Below are 17,730 nucleotides of genomic sequence, written 5' to 3' on the forward strand. Positions count from 1 at the left end.
CACTATAATGGTGGGTAAAGTTAAAACTTTTAGTCCAAGCGAGAAGCGAAAATCGCGATAAAAAAATGCAAAATTGCTATATATTGTTACAAGGCTGAAGATTAAGTATCAATTATGAATGAATGAATTATCAGGAGGGGTTTTAGGTTCGTCCTGATAATCGATCATTATTCACCGAGAATTGATCCCTACTTGAACTGGATTTGAAAATACACTTTCATCAATTCCCGGTGTAAGATGGCATTGGAAAGGTAAAACAGCCGGTTTTCGTGCGAGTTGGTTTCCCTTAAAATGGTTTCCGGTATATCGATGAGGTAGAGCAGGTGCTGCAGTTCATTTTCAGTCAATTTTTGCAGTGCCGTCTGTATTTCCTCGTTCCAGGCTGCGGGATCGGTACTTTTCAGTTCGAAATCCGGAATTCCGGCGCGTTGAAAGTCTTTGTGGGTCTGTGCCTGCAATTTTTCAAGCAATTTGCGCCGGCTCAACCGCAATTGAATTTTCCGAACGAGCTCATTTAAATCTTTTTCTTCCATAATCCGGTGATTCCTGTGGAACTTAGTACTTTTGCAGCATGATTAATAACTCAAAAGAAGCAATCATTTTTGATTTGGGAGGCGTTTTGTTGAATTTGGATTACGATTTAACAGAAAAAGCATTTGTTGCGCTCGGGCTGGCCAATTTTGGAGCATCTTATTCGCAGTTGCAGCAAGTACAGTTGTTTGACCGCTATGAGACCGGGCAAATTTCCTCTTTTCATTTCGTGAACCGCTTACTGGATTTATTACCTCCGGGAACTACCGCAAACCAAGTTGTCCATGCATGGGATTCCATGATCCTGGATTTCCCGGTAGAACGCCTGCAACGGCTGGAAGCGCTTTCACAGAAATACCGTCTCTTTTTATTGAGTAATACGAATGACCTGCACATCGACGCAGTGAGAAGATCACTCGATAAAGCGGTGGGGCATCGCAACCTGGAACAGTATTTTGAGAAAACGTATTTCTCTTCTGCTATCGGGATGCGCAAGCCGGATAAGGAGATTTTCGAATTTATCTGTTCGGAAAACAACCTGGATCCTGCAAAAACACTTTTCATCGATGACAGTCCGCAGCACATTGAAGGTGCTAAAGCTGCCGGGATTGAAGCGATCTTACTCGGCAAAAACGAAGAGGTGTTTGATTTACCCTTTTTCCTGGCATAATTCTACCAAAACCCCGTTCGAAGATTTCGGATGCAGGAATGCTACCAGTTTGTTGTCTGCACCGTTCTTCGGCTGTTCGTTCAGTAACTGGAATCCTTTCGAAGCAAGGTCTTTCATGGATGCTTCGATGTTGGTAACGTCAAATGCAATGTGATGGATTCCCTCGCCTTTCTTTTCAATGAATTTAGCAATGGGGCTTGTTTCATTACTTGCCTCCAACAATTCGATTTTTGATTCTCCGACCTGGAAAAAAGCAGTTTTCACACCTTCGCTTGCTACTGCCTCTGTTTTGTAGCATTCGGTGCCAAGTAATTCGGTATATGTTTTAATTGCCTCGTCGAGGTTTTTGACTGCAATTCCGATGTGTTCGATTTTATTCATGGGATGAAGATAATAAAAAGAATAACGGTGGCCGCGCGATTAATCGCGTCCCACAGAAATCAAATTTAGATAAAACAAAAAACCCTGACGATGCCTGTCAGGGTTCAAGATATCTTTTGATAGAGTTATCCCTTAAAGAATTTCTCTGTCTTATTGTCGAAGTTGATGTAATAAGCTCCTTTCAGTAAGTTCGAACAAGGGACCGATGAGCCGATTCCTTTCTTGACGATATTTCCGTAGGCGTCATAGATCTCGTACTTGGTTTCGATCGGTTTCCCGGAGGCTGTAAAATTGATTTGATCCTTGACCTTGACCGGGTTCTTGACGACGACAGGAACCGAAGAAGTAAACTTCACGTCTTTGGAGTTTCTTTTTGCACCGGAATGGTCGATTTGAACCACACGAACTGTATTTTCACCGGAGTGAGGCGCAACCAGGAATTCATAAGAATTTGTTCCCGGTGTTCCTTTTCCCTGAACTTCACCGATTTTCACCCATTTGTTCCAGCGGTATTGTTCGATAATGAAAGGAAGTTTTCCCTGTTCGTTGGTTGTTTTCCAGGTAAGCATTCCGCTGTTCTGGATTTGAATGTCAACCGTGTTGAAGGTACTTCTTGGAAGTAATACCTCCGGATTTAAAATTTTTGGTTTGCACCCATCGTTATGTTCTATAACTATAAATACAGGTTCACCTATTTCTATATTAAAAAGAGAAAAGTCGATTTCAAAAGCCGAAATGGCTGTTCCGCCCGGAAGGATATCACCGTTTACGGTTACTTTGGTCGCGCAGAAACCAAAACCGTCTCCATCCTCAGGATTTTGGACGTACAAGTTTTTACCCTGATAGCTTCCTTCAATGGAAAGAACCGCTGAGCTTGAAAAGCTTAGCAGTAACGCGAAAGAGCAAAGTAAGATTGTTTGTAATTGTTTCATTTTTATCTAGTAGCTACACTAAAAACTGTGGCAAGTATAATAGCTATTTTTTACATTACCAACATTTTAGAGTACGAAATTACAAAATTTTTTTCGCTTCAACCAGCCAATGAGTTAATTTATCATGAAATTTCGACCGTTCGTCGATAATTTCGATTAGAAACTTGATATTTGGGATATGAATATTTTGTTTTTTTAAGTTATTTTAGTAAAAGATTTTTTCTATTCTTGTATTGAATAAACGCTTGCCTACTATGAAATTAGTTCCCGTAATTTTCCTGATTCTTATCCTTACATCATGTGGTTCAGATAAAAAGCAATTTGAATTTGCAGGAGGAAGTTTTAAAATGGCTTTGGATAATACACCTACTACTTTTATTCCCAGAGAAGTGAACGATGTCTATTCTTTCGAACTGCTTTCACAGGTCATGGAAGGGTTGGTTAGTTTCAACGCGGAAGATCTCTCGCTTCAGCCGCAAATTGCCGAGAAATGGAGCATCAGCGATGACGGAACGGTTTTTACATTCACGATCCGTGACGATATTTATTTTCACGATAATCCGGTGTTCGGATCCATGGATGAGCGCAAGCTGACTGTTGATGACGTCCTGTTCACTTTTGAAAAAGCCTGTAAACCGAATGCAGAAGGAAATCCAACCGCGGCTTACGTGTTCCTGCTTTCCAACCAGGTAAAAGGAGCAAAGGAATACTACGAAGGAAAAGCAAAATCGATCAGCGGTATGAAGGTCAGAAAGAACACCTTTGAGATTACCCTGTTGAATCCCGACCAGACCTACATCAATAAACTGGCGAACCTGAGTGCAAGCATCGTGTCGCGAAAAGTTGCAGAAGCAAACAAGGAAACAGATGTAGTTGGAACAGGCCCTTTTTGTTTTACAAAGCCAACAGATAACGAAACGTATATTTTGCTAAAGAACCCCGATTATTACATGGTCGACAACAAAGGAAATGCATTGCCTTACCTGGATTCGGTTGTTTTTTATGTGCAGACCAGAAAGCTGGAGCAATTGGAAATGTTTGAACAGGGCAAAACCTTAATGATTTCCGGTTTGCCTACTTCCCGCATTACTGAAATGCTGGACGGACGAATTTCTGATTTCAATGCGCAGCCCCCGTTGAAGGAATTGTATAACAATCCTTTATTGACTACTCAGTATTATTTCTTCAATATGAATGATCCGCGTTTCCAGGATGTGCGTGTCAGACAGGCATTCAATTATGCGATCGACCGGAAACGCCTGGCGGATAATGTGCTTCGGAACCAATTTTACGAATACGGGATTTATGGAATTACTCCGCCTATCAGTTCGGTGTTCAAAGGCTACAATTTTTCTGAGATTAAGAAATACGGATATGACTTCAACCCTGAAATGGCAAAAAAACTATTGGCTGAAGCAGGTTACCCGGACGGAAAAGGATTCGGAAGTGTGGACCTGAGATTGGATATCAGTGATTTGAACACGGCGGTTGCAGAAGAATTGGCCGATCAGATTTACCAGACTTTGGGAATCAATGTAAATATTGACGGTTCCAATTTCGAACAACGAAATGAAGACGGGAATATGGGACGGGGAGACATGTTCCGTACTGCCTGGGTTGCGGATTATTCCAGCCCGGAAACTTTCCTGGGGAATTTTTACGGGAAAATCGTTCCGAAATCCAAAGACCTGCCTTCAAGCGGAAACCAATCCCGTTATGTCAATCCGTTGTTTGACAAGTATTTTGAGCAAGGCCGTTCGGCTGACCAGAAAAGAAGACTGGAATTATTCTGTAAGGCAGAGATCGAGCTGATGAAGAACCCGCCAATCATCCCGCTTTGGTATGCCAATGATTTCACTTTGAGTTACTCGCGTGTGCGCAACCTGAAAAATAACCCGATGGAATTTTTGGATTTACGCAAAGTGTATATCAAAGAGTGGACGAAAGAAGAATATTTGAAGTCTATTCAATAAGTGTATATTTACGGGTTGATATAATCAAAGAATGAAAACTATTCTTACCGTATTGTTTTGCGCGTTCGTATCCGTATTGATTGCGCAACCTACCCAAACTGTTCGTGGTACCGTGCTGGATTCGGAATCGGATTTCCCGGTTTTCGGAGCACAGGTCATCATCAGTCTTTCCGATAGCTCCAAGCTGAAAACCATGACCAACGATGAAGGTGTGTTCGAATTTTTGAATGTTCCTGTCGGAAAACATCCCTTATCGATTAAATCAACGGTTTATGAAAACTACTCGGCTTCTGTTGAGGTGAATTCCGGGAAGCAAACCGTATTGGAGATCAAGATCAAGGAACGCATCAGTGAAGTAGAAGAAGTAGTGGTTGTGGCACAGAAACAGGGTGAAGTCAAAAATGAAATGGCGACTGTTTCTGCCCAGCAGTTTTCAGTGGAAGAAACAGAACGTTATGCCGGTTCGCGGGGAGATCCTGCCCGGATGGCGAGTAACTTTGCCGGAGTTCAGGGAGCCGATGATTCCCGGAATGATATCGTGGTACGCGGAAATTCACCGCTTGGAATTGTTTACAAAGTAGAAGGAATTGATATTCCGAATCCCTCACACTTCTCCATTTCGGGAAGTTCCGGTGGGCCGGTTTCGATCATCAACAACAAAAGTCTGGCGAATTCAGATTTCTTCATGTCTGCTTTCCCTGCTGAATACGGAAACTCTGTTTCGGGAATCTTTGATTTGAAACTGCGCAACGGGAATTCCAAACAACACGAATTTACCGGGCAGTTCGGTTTCCTGGGAACAGAAGTCATGGCGGAAGGACCTTTGAGCAAGAAAACCAATGCGAGTTACCTGATCATGGGCCGTTATTCGACGCTGAGCTTGTTCCAGTTCATGGGAATCCGCATCGGTACGGATGCCGTTCCGGTTTATGGCGACGGAGCTTTTAAGTTCAATTTCCCGCTCAAGAAAGGAGGACAGCTTTCCCTTTGGGGAATCGGAGGGAAAAGCGATATCAAAATCCTGATTTCCGAGCAAACCGAATATACCACCGACTTATACGGAGAAGGTGACCGCGATCAGTATTTCGGAACGGGAATGGCTGTTGCCGGGTTGACTTATAAGAAATCACTTTCCGAACGTACTTTCCTGACAACAACTTTCTCTGGAAGTATTGAAGACCAGCATTCGCACCATGATTTGTTGAACCGCTCGTTGGATACGACTTACAACGGTGGCGAGCCGGAAGTGAAAATCCGCGTGGACAGCATTTACCGCATCATGGGTTATGACTTCAAGATTGCGAAATACTCGGGAATGTTCAGCATCAATCACAAGATCGGTAAGCAGCACATTATCAAAGCAGGATTGAATGCGGATTTCCTGACCTTCAACATGATCGACAGTGTTTTGAATACTTCGGGAACAGCTTTCATCAATCGCTGGGACTATAAAGGCCAGGGAGGAATTTTAGTGCAGCCTTTCTTCCAGTGGAAATACCGCATCACGGAAACCATGGATTTCACAGCCGGATTGCATGCGCAGTATTATTCATTCAGCAATTCACTAAGTCCGGTGGAACCGCGTTTGGGTTGGAAATGGTCGATGAAAGGAAACCAGAAATTATTTGCCGGTGCCGGATTACATAGTCAGACACAACCTTATTATACCTACACGTATCACCTGGAAGATGCAGCCGGAAACCAGATCTACCACAATAAGAACATGGGTTTCACCAAGTCGATGCATTCCGCTATCGGTTATGAAAAGAATTTCAAGAAAGGATTCCAGTTCAAGACGGAAATTTATTACCAGTACCTGTATGAAGTTCCGGTAACGGTTCAGCCTTCTTCCTTCTCGATGATCAACCAGGGAAGCGGTTTTGCGCGTTTCTTCCCGGATACGTTGAAGAATACCGGAACGGGAATGAATTACGGTCTGGAACTAACGCTTCAAAAGTTCTTCGACAAGAGTTTTTATGTGCTCACAACCGTTTCTATCTACGACAGTAAATACAAGGGAAGCGATGGTGTGGAGCGCAATACCAGCTACAATGGATTGTATACGGCAAACGTATTGTTCGGAAAAGAATTCAAGCTGGGTAAAAAACACACGCTTGGTTTGGGTGGAAAAGTAACGGTAGCAGGAGGAAAGCGCTACGGCTATATCAATCTGCCGGCTACAACGGCTCAAAAGGAATTAATCTTCAGCGATTCGGCATTCAATACGCGTCAGTTCAAAGACTATTTCCGTGCGGATTTAAAGATCAGCTGGAAAATGAACGCGAAGAAAGTTACGCACGAGATCGGTTTGGATTTGGTAAACATCCTGAATACACGAAATATCCTGGGATTGGCTTACGCGCCTGATCTGGCGGATCCGAGCAAAGAACCCTTGGCAGAGAAGACGCAGCTGGGCTTCCTTCCGATTTTCTATTACCGGATCAGTTTCAAATTGGCCAGCGGAAAGAAAGAATAACACTTAATTGTTTTGATCGGGCTTCTTTTTGTCTGAAATTAGGATGAAAACGTAATTCCGAAATGTTACGTCTGACTATCAAAATGTGTGAAGATGCGAGATTGGAAAGGATTCTGGATTGTTATAACCATTGCTTCGCTGCTTCTTGCGTGCAATAGTCCCAAACGGCAAAAGAAAATCAACGACGGAAAACTCTTTGAGAAACTCAAAGAACAGAAAGGGTATTTAAACGCTGAGGAATTACAACGCCTCGAACGCGATTTTTCACTCAAATTATTGGATAAATACGATCTTTCGGGTTACGACGAAGAAGACACGCTGGCCACTTTTTTAAGAGTCGGTAAAGATGTCTGGATTGCAAGCTGCTACTTGGAAAATCCCGCAGAAACCCATTATCCGTTTTTCCGGTTGACCGAAACCAAGGAGAAAGGATTCAAAATAATGAGTAATGGATTAATTCCGATAGCGAATGGAGCATGTGCTTATGAATTGAGCAAATTGCTGGTCCGGTCGGGAGAATACATTTTTCTTTCCCGGATAATTACCGAAGGCGGGAATTGTGTTGATTCACCGGTGGCGTTCCGTTTGAACGGAAAAATGGTTAACAGAGGCCTTGACTTTGCTGTAGCTGTTTGGATGGATTCCCGCGAAGAACATACTCCTGTTCAAAGTGAATTCACGATTGAATCCAAAACTCCGCAAAGCATCGTGATGCATGTGCACGAAAAAGTGATTGATACGGAAATTGATGAGGAATTAAGATCCCGGGATTACGACCTCCGTTTTGAGGTGAAAAACAATACGATTTATTTCAGGGATACAGTTTTTTATAACTAATATCGTAATAGGCTGCTCTAACGTTTGCCGTATCGAATCAAAAGCTGGCGCTTTTTCTCATGCGTAACCAACCCAGAATCCGCGAATGGTCGATTTCCCACAATCCATCCGTTTGTTCCAGGTCAAAAACATCCCTCGGGTGATCCGGGTTCCCGGCATTCTGCTGGATGATCTCTACTTCATCTTCAGTAACATTTGAAACAATCACCACATGTCCGTATTCATTCGTCCAGGTTGCGTCCATAACAATTAAATCACCGATCTGAGGTTTGGTCTTGCTGGGATTGGTGTATTGGATCAAATCACGGTCTTTGTTTAATTCACCGTCTTTGAGATCTTTATTGAAGAAGTCGATGGCGTTTCCGTAAGCGTTCGGCATTTTGTGTTTGTAGTATTCGTAATAATAGCGTTTTACGAATTCCACACACTGGTATTTCAACCCGATGTTGTATCCGTCGGGAGAAGTGTTTCTTCCGCTGACGTTGCCCATTCCGCCGTTGTAGTACACCACTACGTTATTTAAACTGTCCAACCGGTCACCGATTTGGTAATTGCGCGTTGGGGCGGTGTTTTTCTGATAGAGAAGGAAGACCAGGACACTTGTGGCACTAATGGCAAGTAACAGGAAGACGGTTTTTTTCATCGGTTAAAGTCGGATACCCAGGACACAAATATCATCAATTTGTTCCAATTCCCCTTTCCATTCGTAAAACGTTTCAGGCAGTATTTTTTGCAGGTCTTTTTCCCGGTTGTTCAAAAGGAGTTCCTGGAAATTTTTGTACCGGAATTTCTTCCCTTTTGGCCCTCCGAACTGATCTGCAAAACCATCTGTAAACAAAACCAGCAAATCACCTGTTTGGAACGGGAATTCCTGTTGCGTAAAAGGTTTCAGGTCGTGTGAATAGCCGACCGGTTGTCTGTTCGCCTTTCGTTCTTCGAGTGTTTGCCCCGAAATATGGTAAACCCCATTATTGGCAGCCGCAAAAACGTAGGTGTTCACTTTCCGGTCGATCCGCAGGATCGAAATATCCATTCCGTCTTTGTATTCACTGCTTTTACCTTCCTTGTCGAATGCAGCAATAATCCCCGAACGCAGTTCGTTCAGAATTTCTGCAGGTTCCAATACACCTTTGTTCTCTACAATCTCATTCAGAAGATTAATTCCCAGTACGCTCATCAATGCTCCCGGAACACCATGACCGGTGCAGTCACCAACAGCAACGAAGCGGTATTGTTCATTTTGGAAAATCCAGTAAAAATCGCCGCTTACAATGTCTTTGGGCTGGAACAGGAGAAAAGATCCGGGGAAAAGCGTTTGCAGGTTATTTCTGCCCGGCAATAAGGCCAACTGAATGCGTTGTGCATATTGAATGCTGTCGAGCATGTCTTTGTTCTTTGCTTCGATGACCTGTTTTTGTTTCAGGATGTGTTTCTGTGATTTCAGCATGTCTTCCTTGAAGAACAAAATAAAAAGCGAACTGATCATAAAAAGCAGCAGCAAATTGACATTCCCGATAATGGTTTGAACCGTTTCGGATTGCTCCAGGTCCGTAATAAACGGCTTATGCAAATTCAGCCAGGTGATCAAACCGAAAAATGAAAGAATGGCAAAGGCAATGAATCCCTGAATGGTTTTTCGCCGGTCAAACATCACGGCACTGATCATGCACATAATCAACAGGTAAAAATGCAGGTTTGTTTGCAAGCCGTAGGCCAGCGTTCCTTCAATGAAGTAAATGAATCCACAGCAAACGTGAAAGAAGAAAGCCTGCCGGTATTTTTTCCGGTGAATGAGGAAGAAAGTCACCAAACTGGCCAGGAAGAAAAAACCGTTGTTGAAAATGCCTGCCGGCTGATGGTAGTAAAAATAGATTGGCGTGTAACAGAACATGATAGTTGCCGTCAACAGGGCGATCAGATTTCCAATACGGATCTTACGATTCAGAGAATCAGGGTTCTCAGTAGTAATTCCGTTGTTGAGTATTTGCGCAATCATGGGGTTAAATATAGCATTCTGCATCATGCGAACCACATAGTACATAGCGCACATAGCTTTATTTGTACTCTTTGAGGGCTATATCTATGATCTATGTTTTCTATATGACCTATATGGTTTATTATAGCTTTTGTTTGCTCCACGCAATTACGTTAACGCCCGGTGAATAATGAATGCGATCCGGTGGATGGTTCAGATCAATTTTTCCCAGCCGATAATCCGTATGGATTTCTTCGACCTTCACTTGCTGCAATTCCCAGGGCAGGTGATGAATTTCATAGATATAAGTTTGCGGACCACGATCCAGGTACAGGCAATACCTTTCCGTCAGCCACGAGTCCAGTTCTGTTTTTGGCACGCTCTGATCTGAAACCGCATATTTCGCAGAGAAGCGGAATCCTTTTTTCTTCAGGTCTGAAGTATATTCCTGAAGGATGTTTTTCCGGACCCGGACCATTTTTGCTTTTTCATAAGGCAATCCCGAAAGCAACCTGGAAAGTTTGGCCGAAACCAGCTTTTGCGCTTCGATATTCAGGAAATAAACCCCGGCTTTCCCATTGTAATTCACATAAGTCCGGACATTGATTTCGTGAAAATCGGAAACAGGAGAAAAAGCGGGCAGGTTTTTCGGACGGATCTTTTGCATCGTAAATGCGACCACGGAAATCCATGCTTCTCCGTCAAAAGTATCGAGTGTCAGATCCTTTGGAATAAAAGGTTCCAGTAAATCCGGGGAAACTTTCCAGTGAAGGAATAAAGCATGGTTCCATTCCTGGTAATACCTCCAGCTTTTTGCCGGGAGTGGCCAGGATCTGTGGGAAACAGATTGAAAAAGCGCGTTTTTGGTTTCTTTTTTCATGATTGAGAGGAAATAGTTTCTGCTTTCAAAAGCGTATTCAACCGTTTTTTGCTTCCTCTAGCTTCCCCTTTAAATGCCAGTATCATGAGTAGATAAGCAACCAGGAACATTCCAATGGGAATGACTAAAAAAGGGCTAAGGCCTTCAAAGTAGAAGTGCAACAGCCGGCGGAACAGTACCAGCAGAATAACTGCGGACGGAATTGCCAATAGTGAGAAATAAACAATCATGAATATCCTTACGAATAACGTTAAAGTCATGGATAGATCAACTTCTGTTTTCCCTAAGCAGGTTGTAATAGTTCCTTTTATTTCCGGTAAGAAAGAGTTTTGGTAGTTGATGTTCCGGTTTATTTTGAATGTATTTCCAACGAGTTTTCCGTTATATTCCGAAAAGAGCAGGTGAGCGATATGCTCTTTGACTTCTTCAGGAGATAATTTGGTGACGATCCGGTATTTTTCTACGGGTAGAAATTGCTTGATTCGATTGGATTCCATTTTCGGACGAATTGTCTTTTAAAGGTAATAAAATCCTTCATTCAATGTCCTTGCTTATCTTTGAACCATGAAACCATTGCGAAAAGACATCAAACCGGGAATGCTGGTTCTCTTTGTTCAGAAGAAACACCAGGCAAGCGGAGAGTTAACAGAAGGTATTGTGAAATCCATCCTGACGAGTGCGCCTTCTCATCCGCATGGGATCAAGATCATGACGGTTGATAAATTAGTAGGAAGAGTGACGGAGATCATCGACGGGGATGTGGATTGACTTTACTGTGTATTTAACCGTCTTGTGAGTTCATTATCCTGTTCAAGGATCAATTTTTCTTCCGTAAGCTCTTTGACGCGGTAAGCCAGTATCATATTTCCGAAAAACAGGTAAAGCAATTGGTGCTGTTCGTCAATAACTGCTTTTTGTTCACCGGAGAAAAACCCGATTATCTGATTGGATTGCTGATCAAGTGTAAAATTCAGTTCGTCCATGGAATTTTTGAACCGCAGAATGGTAGAATTTGAGCTACAATTCCCGGCCAACAGAGAATCGGTATGAAATTCCAGTTCTTTCGAAGCATTCAATTGTAAAAATTCCTGTGCCTGGTCTTTGCAGTAATACCAGGCGTTTGTACTCAGCAACCGGGAAATTGGGTTTTGTTGCCCCACGCGTTCATAAACACGTACGATGTGAATTCGGGTTGTTCCGATACCTTCATCCAAATCAGATTCTGATCGAATCACCAGTTCATGGAAGCTCTTGAACGAAATGTCGAAGTATTGATTGTCGCTTATTTTCTTTCCTTTTTGATGGTAGACATTCAAATGATGCGATGGAATGGGCCGGTGGTCTTTTGTTACTTCGTATTTGTACTGATTGGAAATCGGCTCAGGATAAAACCTTTTGGAATGTTCGCTAAGGAGCAAGAGGGAATCGTTGGTTATTCTCAGCCATTCGTTTTTCTTTTCACGGCTTTCCTGGTAATTGACAACTGTTCTCACCAGCTTCCAATCTCCCCGGATCAGCGAATCAATTTTGAACATGTTGTAAAAGCGAGTCTCCGGCAATGATTTTTGCGCGAAGCAATAATTGGAAAAAAGCAGTATGAAAAGCGATAATCTCATCGTTTGGGTTTGAGAATCAAACGCAAATCCGGAGATTTTATTTTGGGTAGAGAGCATAGTAATTACATTGATACCCACTCCCAAATTACTGCAAATGCGCAAATAGAAAGGGCGCCTACGGTCGCCCTGGAAAAACAAAGAAGCAAATTCGTCACGACGGACGTTTCTAAAATATTCGTGTATTTGTGATGAATGGAATTTGGTTGATATAAACAAAACGGGCTGCGATACATCGCAGCCCGTTCCGAATATGTTTGATTGATCTTACAAATCAAATTTGATTCCCTGTGCCAATGGCAATGAATCCGAGTAGTTGATCGTGTTTGTCTGACGGCGCATGTAAACTTTCCATGCATCGGATCCTGACTCACGTCCGCCACCTGTTTCTTTTTCACCACCGAAAGCACCACCGATCTCAGCACCTGAAGTACCGATGTTTACGTTCGCGATTCCGCAGTCAGAACCTGCCTGTGACAAGAACGCTTCTGCTTCGCGCAGGTTGTTGGTCATGATTGCAGAAGATAATCCTTGCGGAACTCCATTTTGAAGCGCGATTGCATTCTCCACACCTCCTGTGTACTTCATTAAGTACAATACCGGTGCAAATGTTTCGTGCTGAACGATTTTGAAAGTATTCTGTGCTTCTGCGATTGCAGGTTTTACGTAGCATCCGCTTTCGTAACCTTCTCCTGAAAGAACACCACCTTCAACCAATACTTTTCCGCCTTCTTCCACTACCTGTACCAATGCATTCTGGTAAGCAGCAACGGCATCTTTATCGATAAGCGGCCCAACGTGGTTGTTTTGATCCAGCGGGTTCCCGATTTTCAACTGACCGTAAGCTTTTACCAATGCATCTCTCACTTTATCGTAGATAGAATCGTGGATAATCAAACGGCGTGTAGAAGTACATCGTTGTCCGGCAGTTCCTACAGCACCGAATACAGCACCCGGAACAACCATTTTCAAGTCAGCACTTTCAGTAATGATGATTGCGTTGTTTCCTCCCAATTCCAACAGGGATTTTCCTAAACGGCGTCCAACTGCTTCACCTACAGCTTTCCCCATGCGGGTAGAACCGGTTGCAGAAACCAATGGAATACGAACGTCGTTGGACATTAATTTTCCAAGCTCGGCGTCCCCGATCAGCAAACAGGAAACTCCTTCAGGAACTCCGTTTGCTTCGAATACTTCCTGCGTCAACTTCTGACAAGCGATAGCAGTCAAAGGTGTTTTCTCGGATGGCTTCCAGATACAAACGTCACCGCAAACCCAAGCCAAAGCCGTGTTCCAGTTCCAAACAGCCACCGGGAAGTTGAATGCAGAAATAATTCCTACGATTCCAAGCGGGTGGTACTGCTCGTACATTCTGTGTCCCGGACGCTCAGAGTGCATCGTAAGACCGTATAATTGACGGGAAAGACCTACTGCGAAATCACAGATATCGATCATTTCCTGAACTTCTCCTAAACCTTCCTGTAAGGATTTTCCCATTTCATAGGAAACCAACTCACCCAAAGCTTGTTTTTTCTCACGGATTTTCTCCGCCAATTGGCGAACTACCTCTCCGCGTTTCGGAGCAGGAATCATTCTCCAGTATTTGAATGCCTCCTGAGCCTTCAAAACCACTGCTTCGTATTCTGCTTCCGTTGCAGAAGAAACCGATGCAATCACTTGTCCGTCAACCGGTGAAACTGAATCGATTTGAGCTCCACGTGTGTTAAACCAATATCCTCCTGTGGAAGCTCCGCGGTTTACCGCTTCAATTCCCAATGTTTTTAATGTTTCTTGTATTCCAAGATCTGTTGCTGTTGCTGACATTCCTATTCGATTAGTTTGTGCAAAATTACACAATTTTTTGACGACTCGCCGTGAATCTCAATGAATTATCCAGCGAATAAATGTTAAGGATTCAAGCGGGAGACAGGACCTGCATGTTATCTGCGTAAATCTGCATAATCTGCGTGAGAAATTTAATTAAACGCCTGTCGGAACTCCAAAGGGGATAGATTGGTTTTTGTCTTGAATAATTTGCTGAATGACTGGGAATGCTCGAAGCCCAGTTCGTAGGCAATTTCACTGATGGAAAGTGCTGTAGTGGAAAGCTTTTCCTTCGCTTTTTCGATCAGTTTTTCATGAATGTGCTGCTGCGTGTTTTGCCCGGTGTGCACGCGTAGCAAACTTCCGAGGTAGCCCGGTGAAAGATTCAGTTGTTGAGCAACGTATTGAACGGTCGGTAAACCGGTGGAAGCCAGATCGGGATCGTTGAAATAGTTTGTCAGCAGCTTTTCGAGTTGTTCCAGCACCTGGTGATTTGCTTTTTCCCGTGTAATAAACTGGCGGTTGTAGAATCGCTCGCAATAACTCAACAGGTTCTCAATGTGTGTAATGATGATCTGCTTGCTGAACTTGTCGATGTTGGAATGGTATTCCTGCCGGATGAGTTGCACAATCCCGTTGAGGGTTGTTTCTTCTTTTTCTGAAAGGAACAAGGCTTCGTGAACCGAATAGTCGAAGAACTCGTATTGCCTGATCGTCTTTGCTAGTGAGGTATTCCAGATAAAATCAGGATGTATGAGCAGGATCCAGCCGGATGGCCTTTCGGAAATTTCCTTTTCGTAGATCTCCATTTTCAGCACCTGGTTCGGCGACATGAAGAACAAAATCCCGTCGTCCTCAAAATCGTAATGCATCTGCCCGTATTTGTATTTCACACCTTTCATGCGTTTCAGGGCAATGAAATAGAAGTCAAATACCGCGTACATGTCATTGAATTCAGGTATTTCCGTGAAATCTTCCATGCTGATTATACTGATCAGCGGATGTTTCGGCCCGGGCAAGCCCCTGTAGCGGTGAAACTCACTGATGGATTGAACTCTGTGCGGCTTCGCGTTCGACATACTGCAATGATATTACTTTTGATGATAAACTGCTGCAAATTCTCTGGCAAAATCGCGTAGTTTCACTTTTCCCATTTTTGGATTGTTCCGGTGAAAGTTTTGAAGCGGCTTTCCGCTGTGCATCACCGATTGCATTTCGACCATCGTTTCTGCCAGTTCCAAAGGCATTTTCGCCATTTTCAATCCCTGGAGCATTTGTTTGTCGGAGATCCGTACCCATTTCAGCCAGGGTTTCCCGATAGCTGTTCCGATGATTTTTGCTGCTTCGTTGCAGGTCAGTTCTTCACTTCCTACGTAACGCACTTTCACTTTTTCTGCGGGAATGCTTACCAGTTCTTCAGCTGCTGCTTCGGCAATGTCTTTCGGAGAAACAAAGACAATCCGGTCATTTTCACCGTAGTTTCCCATCAGTAAGCCGGTTTTACCGGTCAGTAAAGCCATCAAACCTGAATAACGAAGTGTCAGGTATTTCCCCACCAAACCTTTGCCTTTGATGAGGTCCATGGAGAAAAAGAAGTTGGTGTAGAAAGCTCCCGGGCGCAAAATACTGATCGAAACATCCGGTAATTCGGTAAAAATTCCTTCTACGTTTTCGCCTTTGATCAAATCTGCAGACCAACCGCTCAATACTACCACGCGTTTGATTCCTGCTTGTTGGATTGCCTGTGCATAGGTATTCGCGGTGGTATGCATGTACTTGCGAAAGTGCGTTTCGGTCATACTCATGGGAATCATGCAATAAACGGCATCTGCTCCGGTAACTGTTTTTGTAAGGAAAGAAGCGCCCTCCAATTTCCCGATAGCAGCGCGTGCTCCCAATGCTTCGATCTCTTTTTGTTTCGCCGGGTTACTGCTGATTACGGTTACCGAATGTCCTTTTGCAATTAAGTCCTGTGCAAGAGGTTTGCTGATGTTGCCCAATGAGCCTGTTAATACGATTTGCATCCTGTTGTTTTTTAATATCACAAAGGTGCAGGCAACGCAACAAACGCATGTAAGCAAAATGACTGTTGTTGTAGCCGAAATGAATAGGAGCCGATTTTCTATCCGGTGGTTACCTGGAATCGGTTCTTTTTTCCAGGATCCATTTTACCGCTGCCCGGATGGCCGTTTCCGTGTCTTTCGTTTCGACGTCTGGTTTTATTTTCCCGCCGTACTTATTTTTATTCCTGTCTGCATCTATTCCTGAAGCCAGGTTCAGGTACGAGCCATCGCTCAATTCAAAATTGTCAACGCGTGTTGAAACGCCGTAGGTTTCCTGCCCGAAGCTTTTTGTGTGGGGAAGTCCTATCAATGCAAGAGCTGTTACTTCCCCTGAACTGGCGGTGTTGTTTCCATAAATAACCGCAATGGGCTTGTTTTTGTATTTTAATTGATAGGGGTTGGATTTCATAAAAACGAGCGAACTGTCTCCGCCAATCCACGCTGTACCGGTCCATCCATCGTTATAAATCAGTTGCCTCACTGTTCCGTTGCCCGAAAAGGAGTGTTCACAAACCCCGTTGCCAATAAGCGGACCAATTCCGGCAATCATCGGGAAACAATTTCCTCCCATATCCTGGCTTAAATCAATGATCCAGCCTTTCGTTTCTTGTTTATCAAAAGATGAAATAAGTGTTTGCAGCGTATCTGCATATTTCGCCAACAGATCAGGGTCTGAAGAAACGAACATGGGCAGGGAAAGGTAGGCGATTGAGTTATCCAGCATTTTCCCGGTTGGAAAATTGTGCAGGTTTTCCCCGGTACCCGGATGTTTTCCTCCTTCAACCATATTTTTCCATTCTTCAGGCGTAGTAAAAAAGGAATGTTTGTCGTTGAGTTTGGAGGTGGTGAAGTATTGAAGTATGTATCTGCACTCATTTTTGCTCGTATTGTCACCACACAATTGCATTGTCTTCGATTTGATTCCGGCAATGAAACTCTTATCGGTAATAATAGAATTCTCATATACGATATCGAAGTATTCGTGAATGTACATGGCTGTTTCAACGGATGGAGCTTTGGTTGGTTCCGGAAGTTCTTCCACGCTTATTTCGTCAATCCATGCGGTTCCGGTTCCAAGAAGGTCTCCGAAAATCCGGATTTTGGCAGCTTCCTTTTCAGCTACAAAAAACCCTTCTGCCAGTGTCCAGTCCTGGTTTTTCGTTTCCGTTAGTTTAAACAGCATTTTTGGAAGCAGTGCCCCGGTGTTATCGAATAACCTTGCTCCCAGAATAATACTCCCATCCAGATCTTTTGTTTTGACAGCACAACTTAGTTTAAACTTCCTCAACCCATGCGATTTAAAAGGAAATTCCTGGTTAAAGAAATGATGTCCTTCAGTATTACTTTCCAGCTTCAGACTGTACTTACCCTTGAAGAACTCTTTGTTATCGGTTTTACACAGGAACTGATCATTCTCTGCTTTCCAGAACGCGGTTTGGGTATCAGATGCCGGATCTTTTTGTTCGAAGCCATTATTTGGAACAGCAATCTGTGCGCAAACAGTACCGCTCAATGCGAATCCGATAATGTATGCAATAGTTGGTTTTAGCAGCTTCATACTCTTAGTAAATGGTA

17 protein-coding genes are annotated in these 17,730 nt (G+C 43.4%); 5 read left to right on the forward strand and 12 right to left on the reverse strand.

Going from position 1 to position 17,730, the window contains the following annotated elements:
• Positions 1 to 188: 188 nt before the first annotated feature.
• Positions 189 to 533: a hypothetical protein gene (locus tag ABDW02_RS14365; protein ID WP_343635598.1), complete on the reverse strand. Its 345-nt coding sequence runs from the start codon at positions 531 to 533 to the stop codon at positions 189 to 191.
• A 38-nt stretch (positions 534 to 571) separates the two neighbouring features.
• On the opposite strand from ABDW02_RS14365, the gene ABDW02_RS14370 reads away from it, so the two are divergent.
• On the forward strand, positions 572 to 1,201 hold the full coding sequence (locus tag ABDW02_RS14370; RefSeq protein WP_343635600.1) for an HAD family phosphatase: 630 nt from the start codon (positions 572 to 574) through the stop codon (positions 1,199 to 1,201).
• On the opposite strand, the gene mce is transcribed toward ABDW02_RS14370, so the two are convergent.
• Both mce and ABDW02_RS14380 read right to left on the reverse strand, forming a co-directional pair.
• Positions 1,181 to 1,582, reverse strand: coding sequence for a methylmalonyl-CoA epimerase (gene mce / locus ABDW02_RS14375; protein ID WP_343635602.1), 402 nt, complete (start codon positions 1,580 to 1,582; stop codon positions 1,181 to 1,183). The genes ABDW02_RS14370 and mce overlap by 21 nt on opposite strands.
• A gap of 125 nt (positions 1,583 to 1,707) precedes the next feature.
• Positions 1,708 to 2,514, reverse strand: coding sequence for a hypothetical protein (locus ABDW02_RS14380; RefSeq protein WP_343635604.1), 807 nt, complete (start codon positions 2,512 to 2,514; stop codon positions 1,708 to 1,710).
• 254 nt (positions 2,515 to 2,768) lie between these two features.
• Between ABDW02_RS14380 and ABDW02_RS14385 the strand changes: the two genes are divergently transcribed.
• The 3 genes from ABDW02_RS14385 to ABDW02_RS14395 all read left to right on the forward strand — a co-directional run bounded on the left by ABDW02_RS14385 (position 2,769) and on the right by ABDW02_RS14395 (position 7,800).
• Complete coding sequence (locus ABDW02_RS14385; protein WP_343635606.1) at positions 2,769 to 4,487, forward strand: peptide ABC transporter substrate-binding protein; 1,719 nt, start codon at positions 2,769 to 2,771, stop codon at positions 4,485 to 4,487.
• A gap of 31 nt (positions 4,488 to 4,518) precedes the next feature.
• On the forward strand, positions 4,519 to 6,963 hold the full coding sequence (locus tag ABDW02_RS14390; protein ID WP_343635608.1) for a carboxypeptidase-like regulatory domain-containing protein: 2,445 nt from the start codon (positions 4,519 to 4,521) through the stop codon (positions 6,961 to 6,963).
• 93 nt (positions 6,964 to 7,056) lie between these two features.
• On the forward strand, positions 7,057 to 7,800 hold the full coding sequence (locus ABDW02_RS14395) for a hypothetical protein (RefSeq protein WP_343635610.1): 744 nt from the start codon (positions 7,057 to 7,059) through the stop codon (positions 7,798 to 7,800).
• Between the two features lie 37 nt (positions 7,801 to 7,837).
• Here ABDW02_RS14395 and ABDW02_RS14400 read toward each other — a convergent pair whose 3' ends face one another.
• From ABDW02_RS14400 to ABDW02_RS14415, 4 genes are all read right to left on the reverse strand, one after another.
• Positions 7,838 to 8,443 (reverse strand): CHAP domain-containing protein, encoded by a 606-nt coding sequence (locus tag ABDW02_RS14400; RefSeq protein ID WP_343635612.1) that lies wholly within the window; start codon positions 8,441 to 8,443, stop codon positions 7,838 to 7,840.
• A 3-nt stretch (positions 8,444 to 8,446) separates the two neighbouring features.
• The gene (locus ABDW02_RS14405; RefSeq protein ID WP_343635614.1) at positions 8,447 to 9,796 is read right to left on the reverse strand and encodes a SpoIIE family protein phosphatase; all 1,350 of its coding nucleotides are present in this window, start codon (positions 9,794 to 9,796) and stop codon (positions 8,447 to 8,449) included.
• 121 nt (positions 9,797 to 9,917) lie between these two features.
• Positions 9,918 to 10,655 (reverse strand): DUF2071 domain-containing protein, encoded by a 738-nt coding sequence (locus ABDW02_RS14410; protein WP_343635616.1) that lies wholly within the window; start codon positions 10,653 to 10,655, stop codon positions 9,918 to 9,920.
• Positions 10,652 to 11,152, reverse strand: a complete 501-nt coding sequence (locus tag ABDW02_RS14415; RefSeq protein ID WP_343635618.1) for a hypothetical protein — start codon at positions 11,150 to 11,152, stop codon at positions 10,652 to 10,654. Before ABDW02_RS14415 ends, ABDW02_RS14410 begins: the two co-directional genes overlap by 4 nt.
• Positions 11,153 to 11,219: 67 nt before the next feature.
• Between ABDW02_RS14415 and ABDW02_RS14420 the strand changes: the two genes are divergently transcribed.
• The gene (locus tag ABDW02_RS14420; protein ID WP_343635620.1) at positions 11,220 to 11,423 is read left to right on the forward strand and encodes a YwbE family protein; all 204 of its coding nucleotides are present in this window, start codon (positions 11,220 to 11,222) and stop codon (positions 11,421 to 11,423) included.
• Positions 11,424 to 11,425: 2 nt separating this feature from the next.
• Here ABDW02_RS14420 and ABDW02_RS14425 read toward each other — a convergent pair whose 3' ends face one another.
• From ABDW02_RS14425 to ABDW02_RS14445, 5 genes are all read right to left on the reverse strand, one after another.
• Complete coding sequence (locus tag ABDW02_RS14425; protein WP_343635622.1) at positions 11,426 to 12,190, reverse strand: hypothetical protein; 765 nt, start codon at positions 12,188 to 12,190, stop codon at positions 11,426 to 11,428.
• A gap of 345 nt (positions 12,191 to 12,535) precedes the next feature.
• Positions 12,536 to 14,092, reverse strand: coding sequence for an aldehyde dehydrogenase family protein (locus ABDW02_RS14430; protein WP_343635624.1), 1,557 nt, complete (start codon positions 14,090 to 14,092; stop codon positions 12,536 to 12,538).
• 152 nt (positions 14,093 to 14,244) lie between these two features.
• A complete protein-coding gene (locus ABDW02_RS14435; RefSeq protein ID WP_343635626.1) occupies positions 14,245 to 15,171 on the reverse strand; it encodes a helix-turn-helix transcriptional regulator in 927 nt (308 codons plus the stop codon).
• A gap of 12 nt (positions 15,172 to 15,183) precedes the next feature.
• Complete coding sequence (locus ABDW02_RS14440) at positions 15,184 to 16,116, reverse strand: NAD(P)H-binding protein (protein WP_343635628.1); 933 nt, start codon at positions 16,114 to 16,116, stop codon at positions 15,184 to 15,186.
• A 109-nt stretch (positions 16,117 to 16,225) separates the two neighbouring features.
• Positions 16,226 to 17,713 carry a S41 family peptidase gene (locus ABDW02_RS14445; RefSeq protein ID WP_343635630.1) on the reverse strand — a complete coding sequence of 496 codons (1,488 nt, stop codon included), beginning with the start codon at positions 17,711 to 17,713 and terminating at the stop codon, positions 16,226 to 16,228.
• Positions 17,714 to 17,730 lie beyond the last annotated feature (17 nt).

Origin of the sequence: Fluviicola sp. (assembly GCF_039596395.1) — a bacterium.
Taxonomy (GTDB): domain Bacteria; phylum Bacteroidota; class Bacteroidia; order Flavobacteriales_D; family Crocinitomicaceae; genus Fluviicola.

What these genes read in the sequence shown, in the direction of transcription:
- ABDW02_RS14365 (WP_343635598.1), bottom strand. Translation starts at nt 533, where the DNA reads ATGGAAGAAAAAGATTTAAATGAGCTCGTTCGGAAAATTCAATTGCGG.
- ABDW02_RS14370 (WP_343635600.1), top strand. Translation starts at nt 572, where the DNA reads ATGATTAATAACTCAAAAGAAGCAATCATTTTTGATTTGGGAGGCGTT.
- mce (WP_343635602.1), bottom strand. Translation starts at nt 1,582, where the DNA reads ATGAATAAAATCGAACACATCGGAATTGCAGTCAAAAACCTCGACGAG.
- ABDW02_RS14380 (WP_343635604.1), bottom strand. Translation starts at nt 2,514, where the DNA reads ATGAAACAATTACAAACAATCTTACTTTGCTCTTTCGCGTTACTGCTA.
- ABDW02_RS14385 (WP_343635606.1), top strand. Translation starts at nt 2,769, where the DNA reads ATGAAATTAGTTCCCGTAATTTTCCTGATTCTTATCCTTACATCATGT.
- ABDW02_RS14390 (WP_343635608.1), top strand. Translation starts at nt 4,519, where the DNA reads ATGAAAACTATTCTTACCGTATTGTTTTGCGCGTTCGTATCCGTATTG.
- ABDW02_RS14395 (WP_343635610.1), top strand. Translation starts at nt 7,057, where the DNA reads ATGCGAGATTGGAAAGGATTCTGGATTGTTATAACCATTGCTTCGCTG.
- ABDW02_RS14400 (WP_343635612.1), bottom strand. Translation starts at nt 8,443, where the DNA reads ATGAAAAAAACCGTCTTCCTGTTACTTGCCATTAGTGCCACAAGTGTC.
- ABDW02_RS14405 (WP_343635614.1), bottom strand. Translation starts at nt 9,796, where the DNA reads ATGATTGCGCAAATACTCAACAACGGAATTACTACTGAGAACCCTGAT.
- ABDW02_RS14410 (WP_343635616.1), bottom strand. Translation starts at nt 10,655, where the DNA reads ATGAAAAAAGAAACCAAAAACGCGCTTTTTCAATCTGTTTCCCACAGA.
- ABDW02_RS14415 (WP_343635618.1), bottom strand. Translation starts at nt 11,152, where the DNA reads ATGGAATCCAATCGAATCAAGCAATTTCTACCCGTAGAAAAATACCGG.
- ABDW02_RS14420 (WP_343635620.1), top strand. Translation starts at nt 11,220, where the DNA reads ATGAAACCATTGCGAAAAGACATCAAACCGGGAATGCTGGTTCTCTTT.
- ABDW02_RS14425 (WP_343635622.1), bottom strand. Translation starts at nt 12,190, where the DNA reads ATGTTCAAAATTGATTCGCTGATCCGGGGAGATTGGAAGCTGGTGAGA.
- ABDW02_RS14430 (WP_343635624.1), bottom strand. Translation starts at nt 14,092, where the DNA reads ATGTCAGCAACAGCAACAGATCTTGGAATACAAGAAACATTAAAAACA.
- ABDW02_RS14435 (WP_343635626.1), bottom strand. Translation starts at nt 15,171, where the DNA reads ATGTCGAACGCGAAGCCGCACAGAGTTCAATCCATCAGTGAGTTTCAC.
- ABDW02_RS14440 (WP_343635628.1), bottom strand. Translation starts at nt 16,116, where the DNA reads ATGCAAATCGTATTAACAGGCTCATTGGGCAACATCAGCAAACCTCTT.
- ABDW02_RS14445 (WP_343635630.1), bottom strand. Translation starts at nt 17,713, where the DNA reads ATGAAGCTGCTAAAACCAACTATTGCATACATTATCGGATTCGCATTG.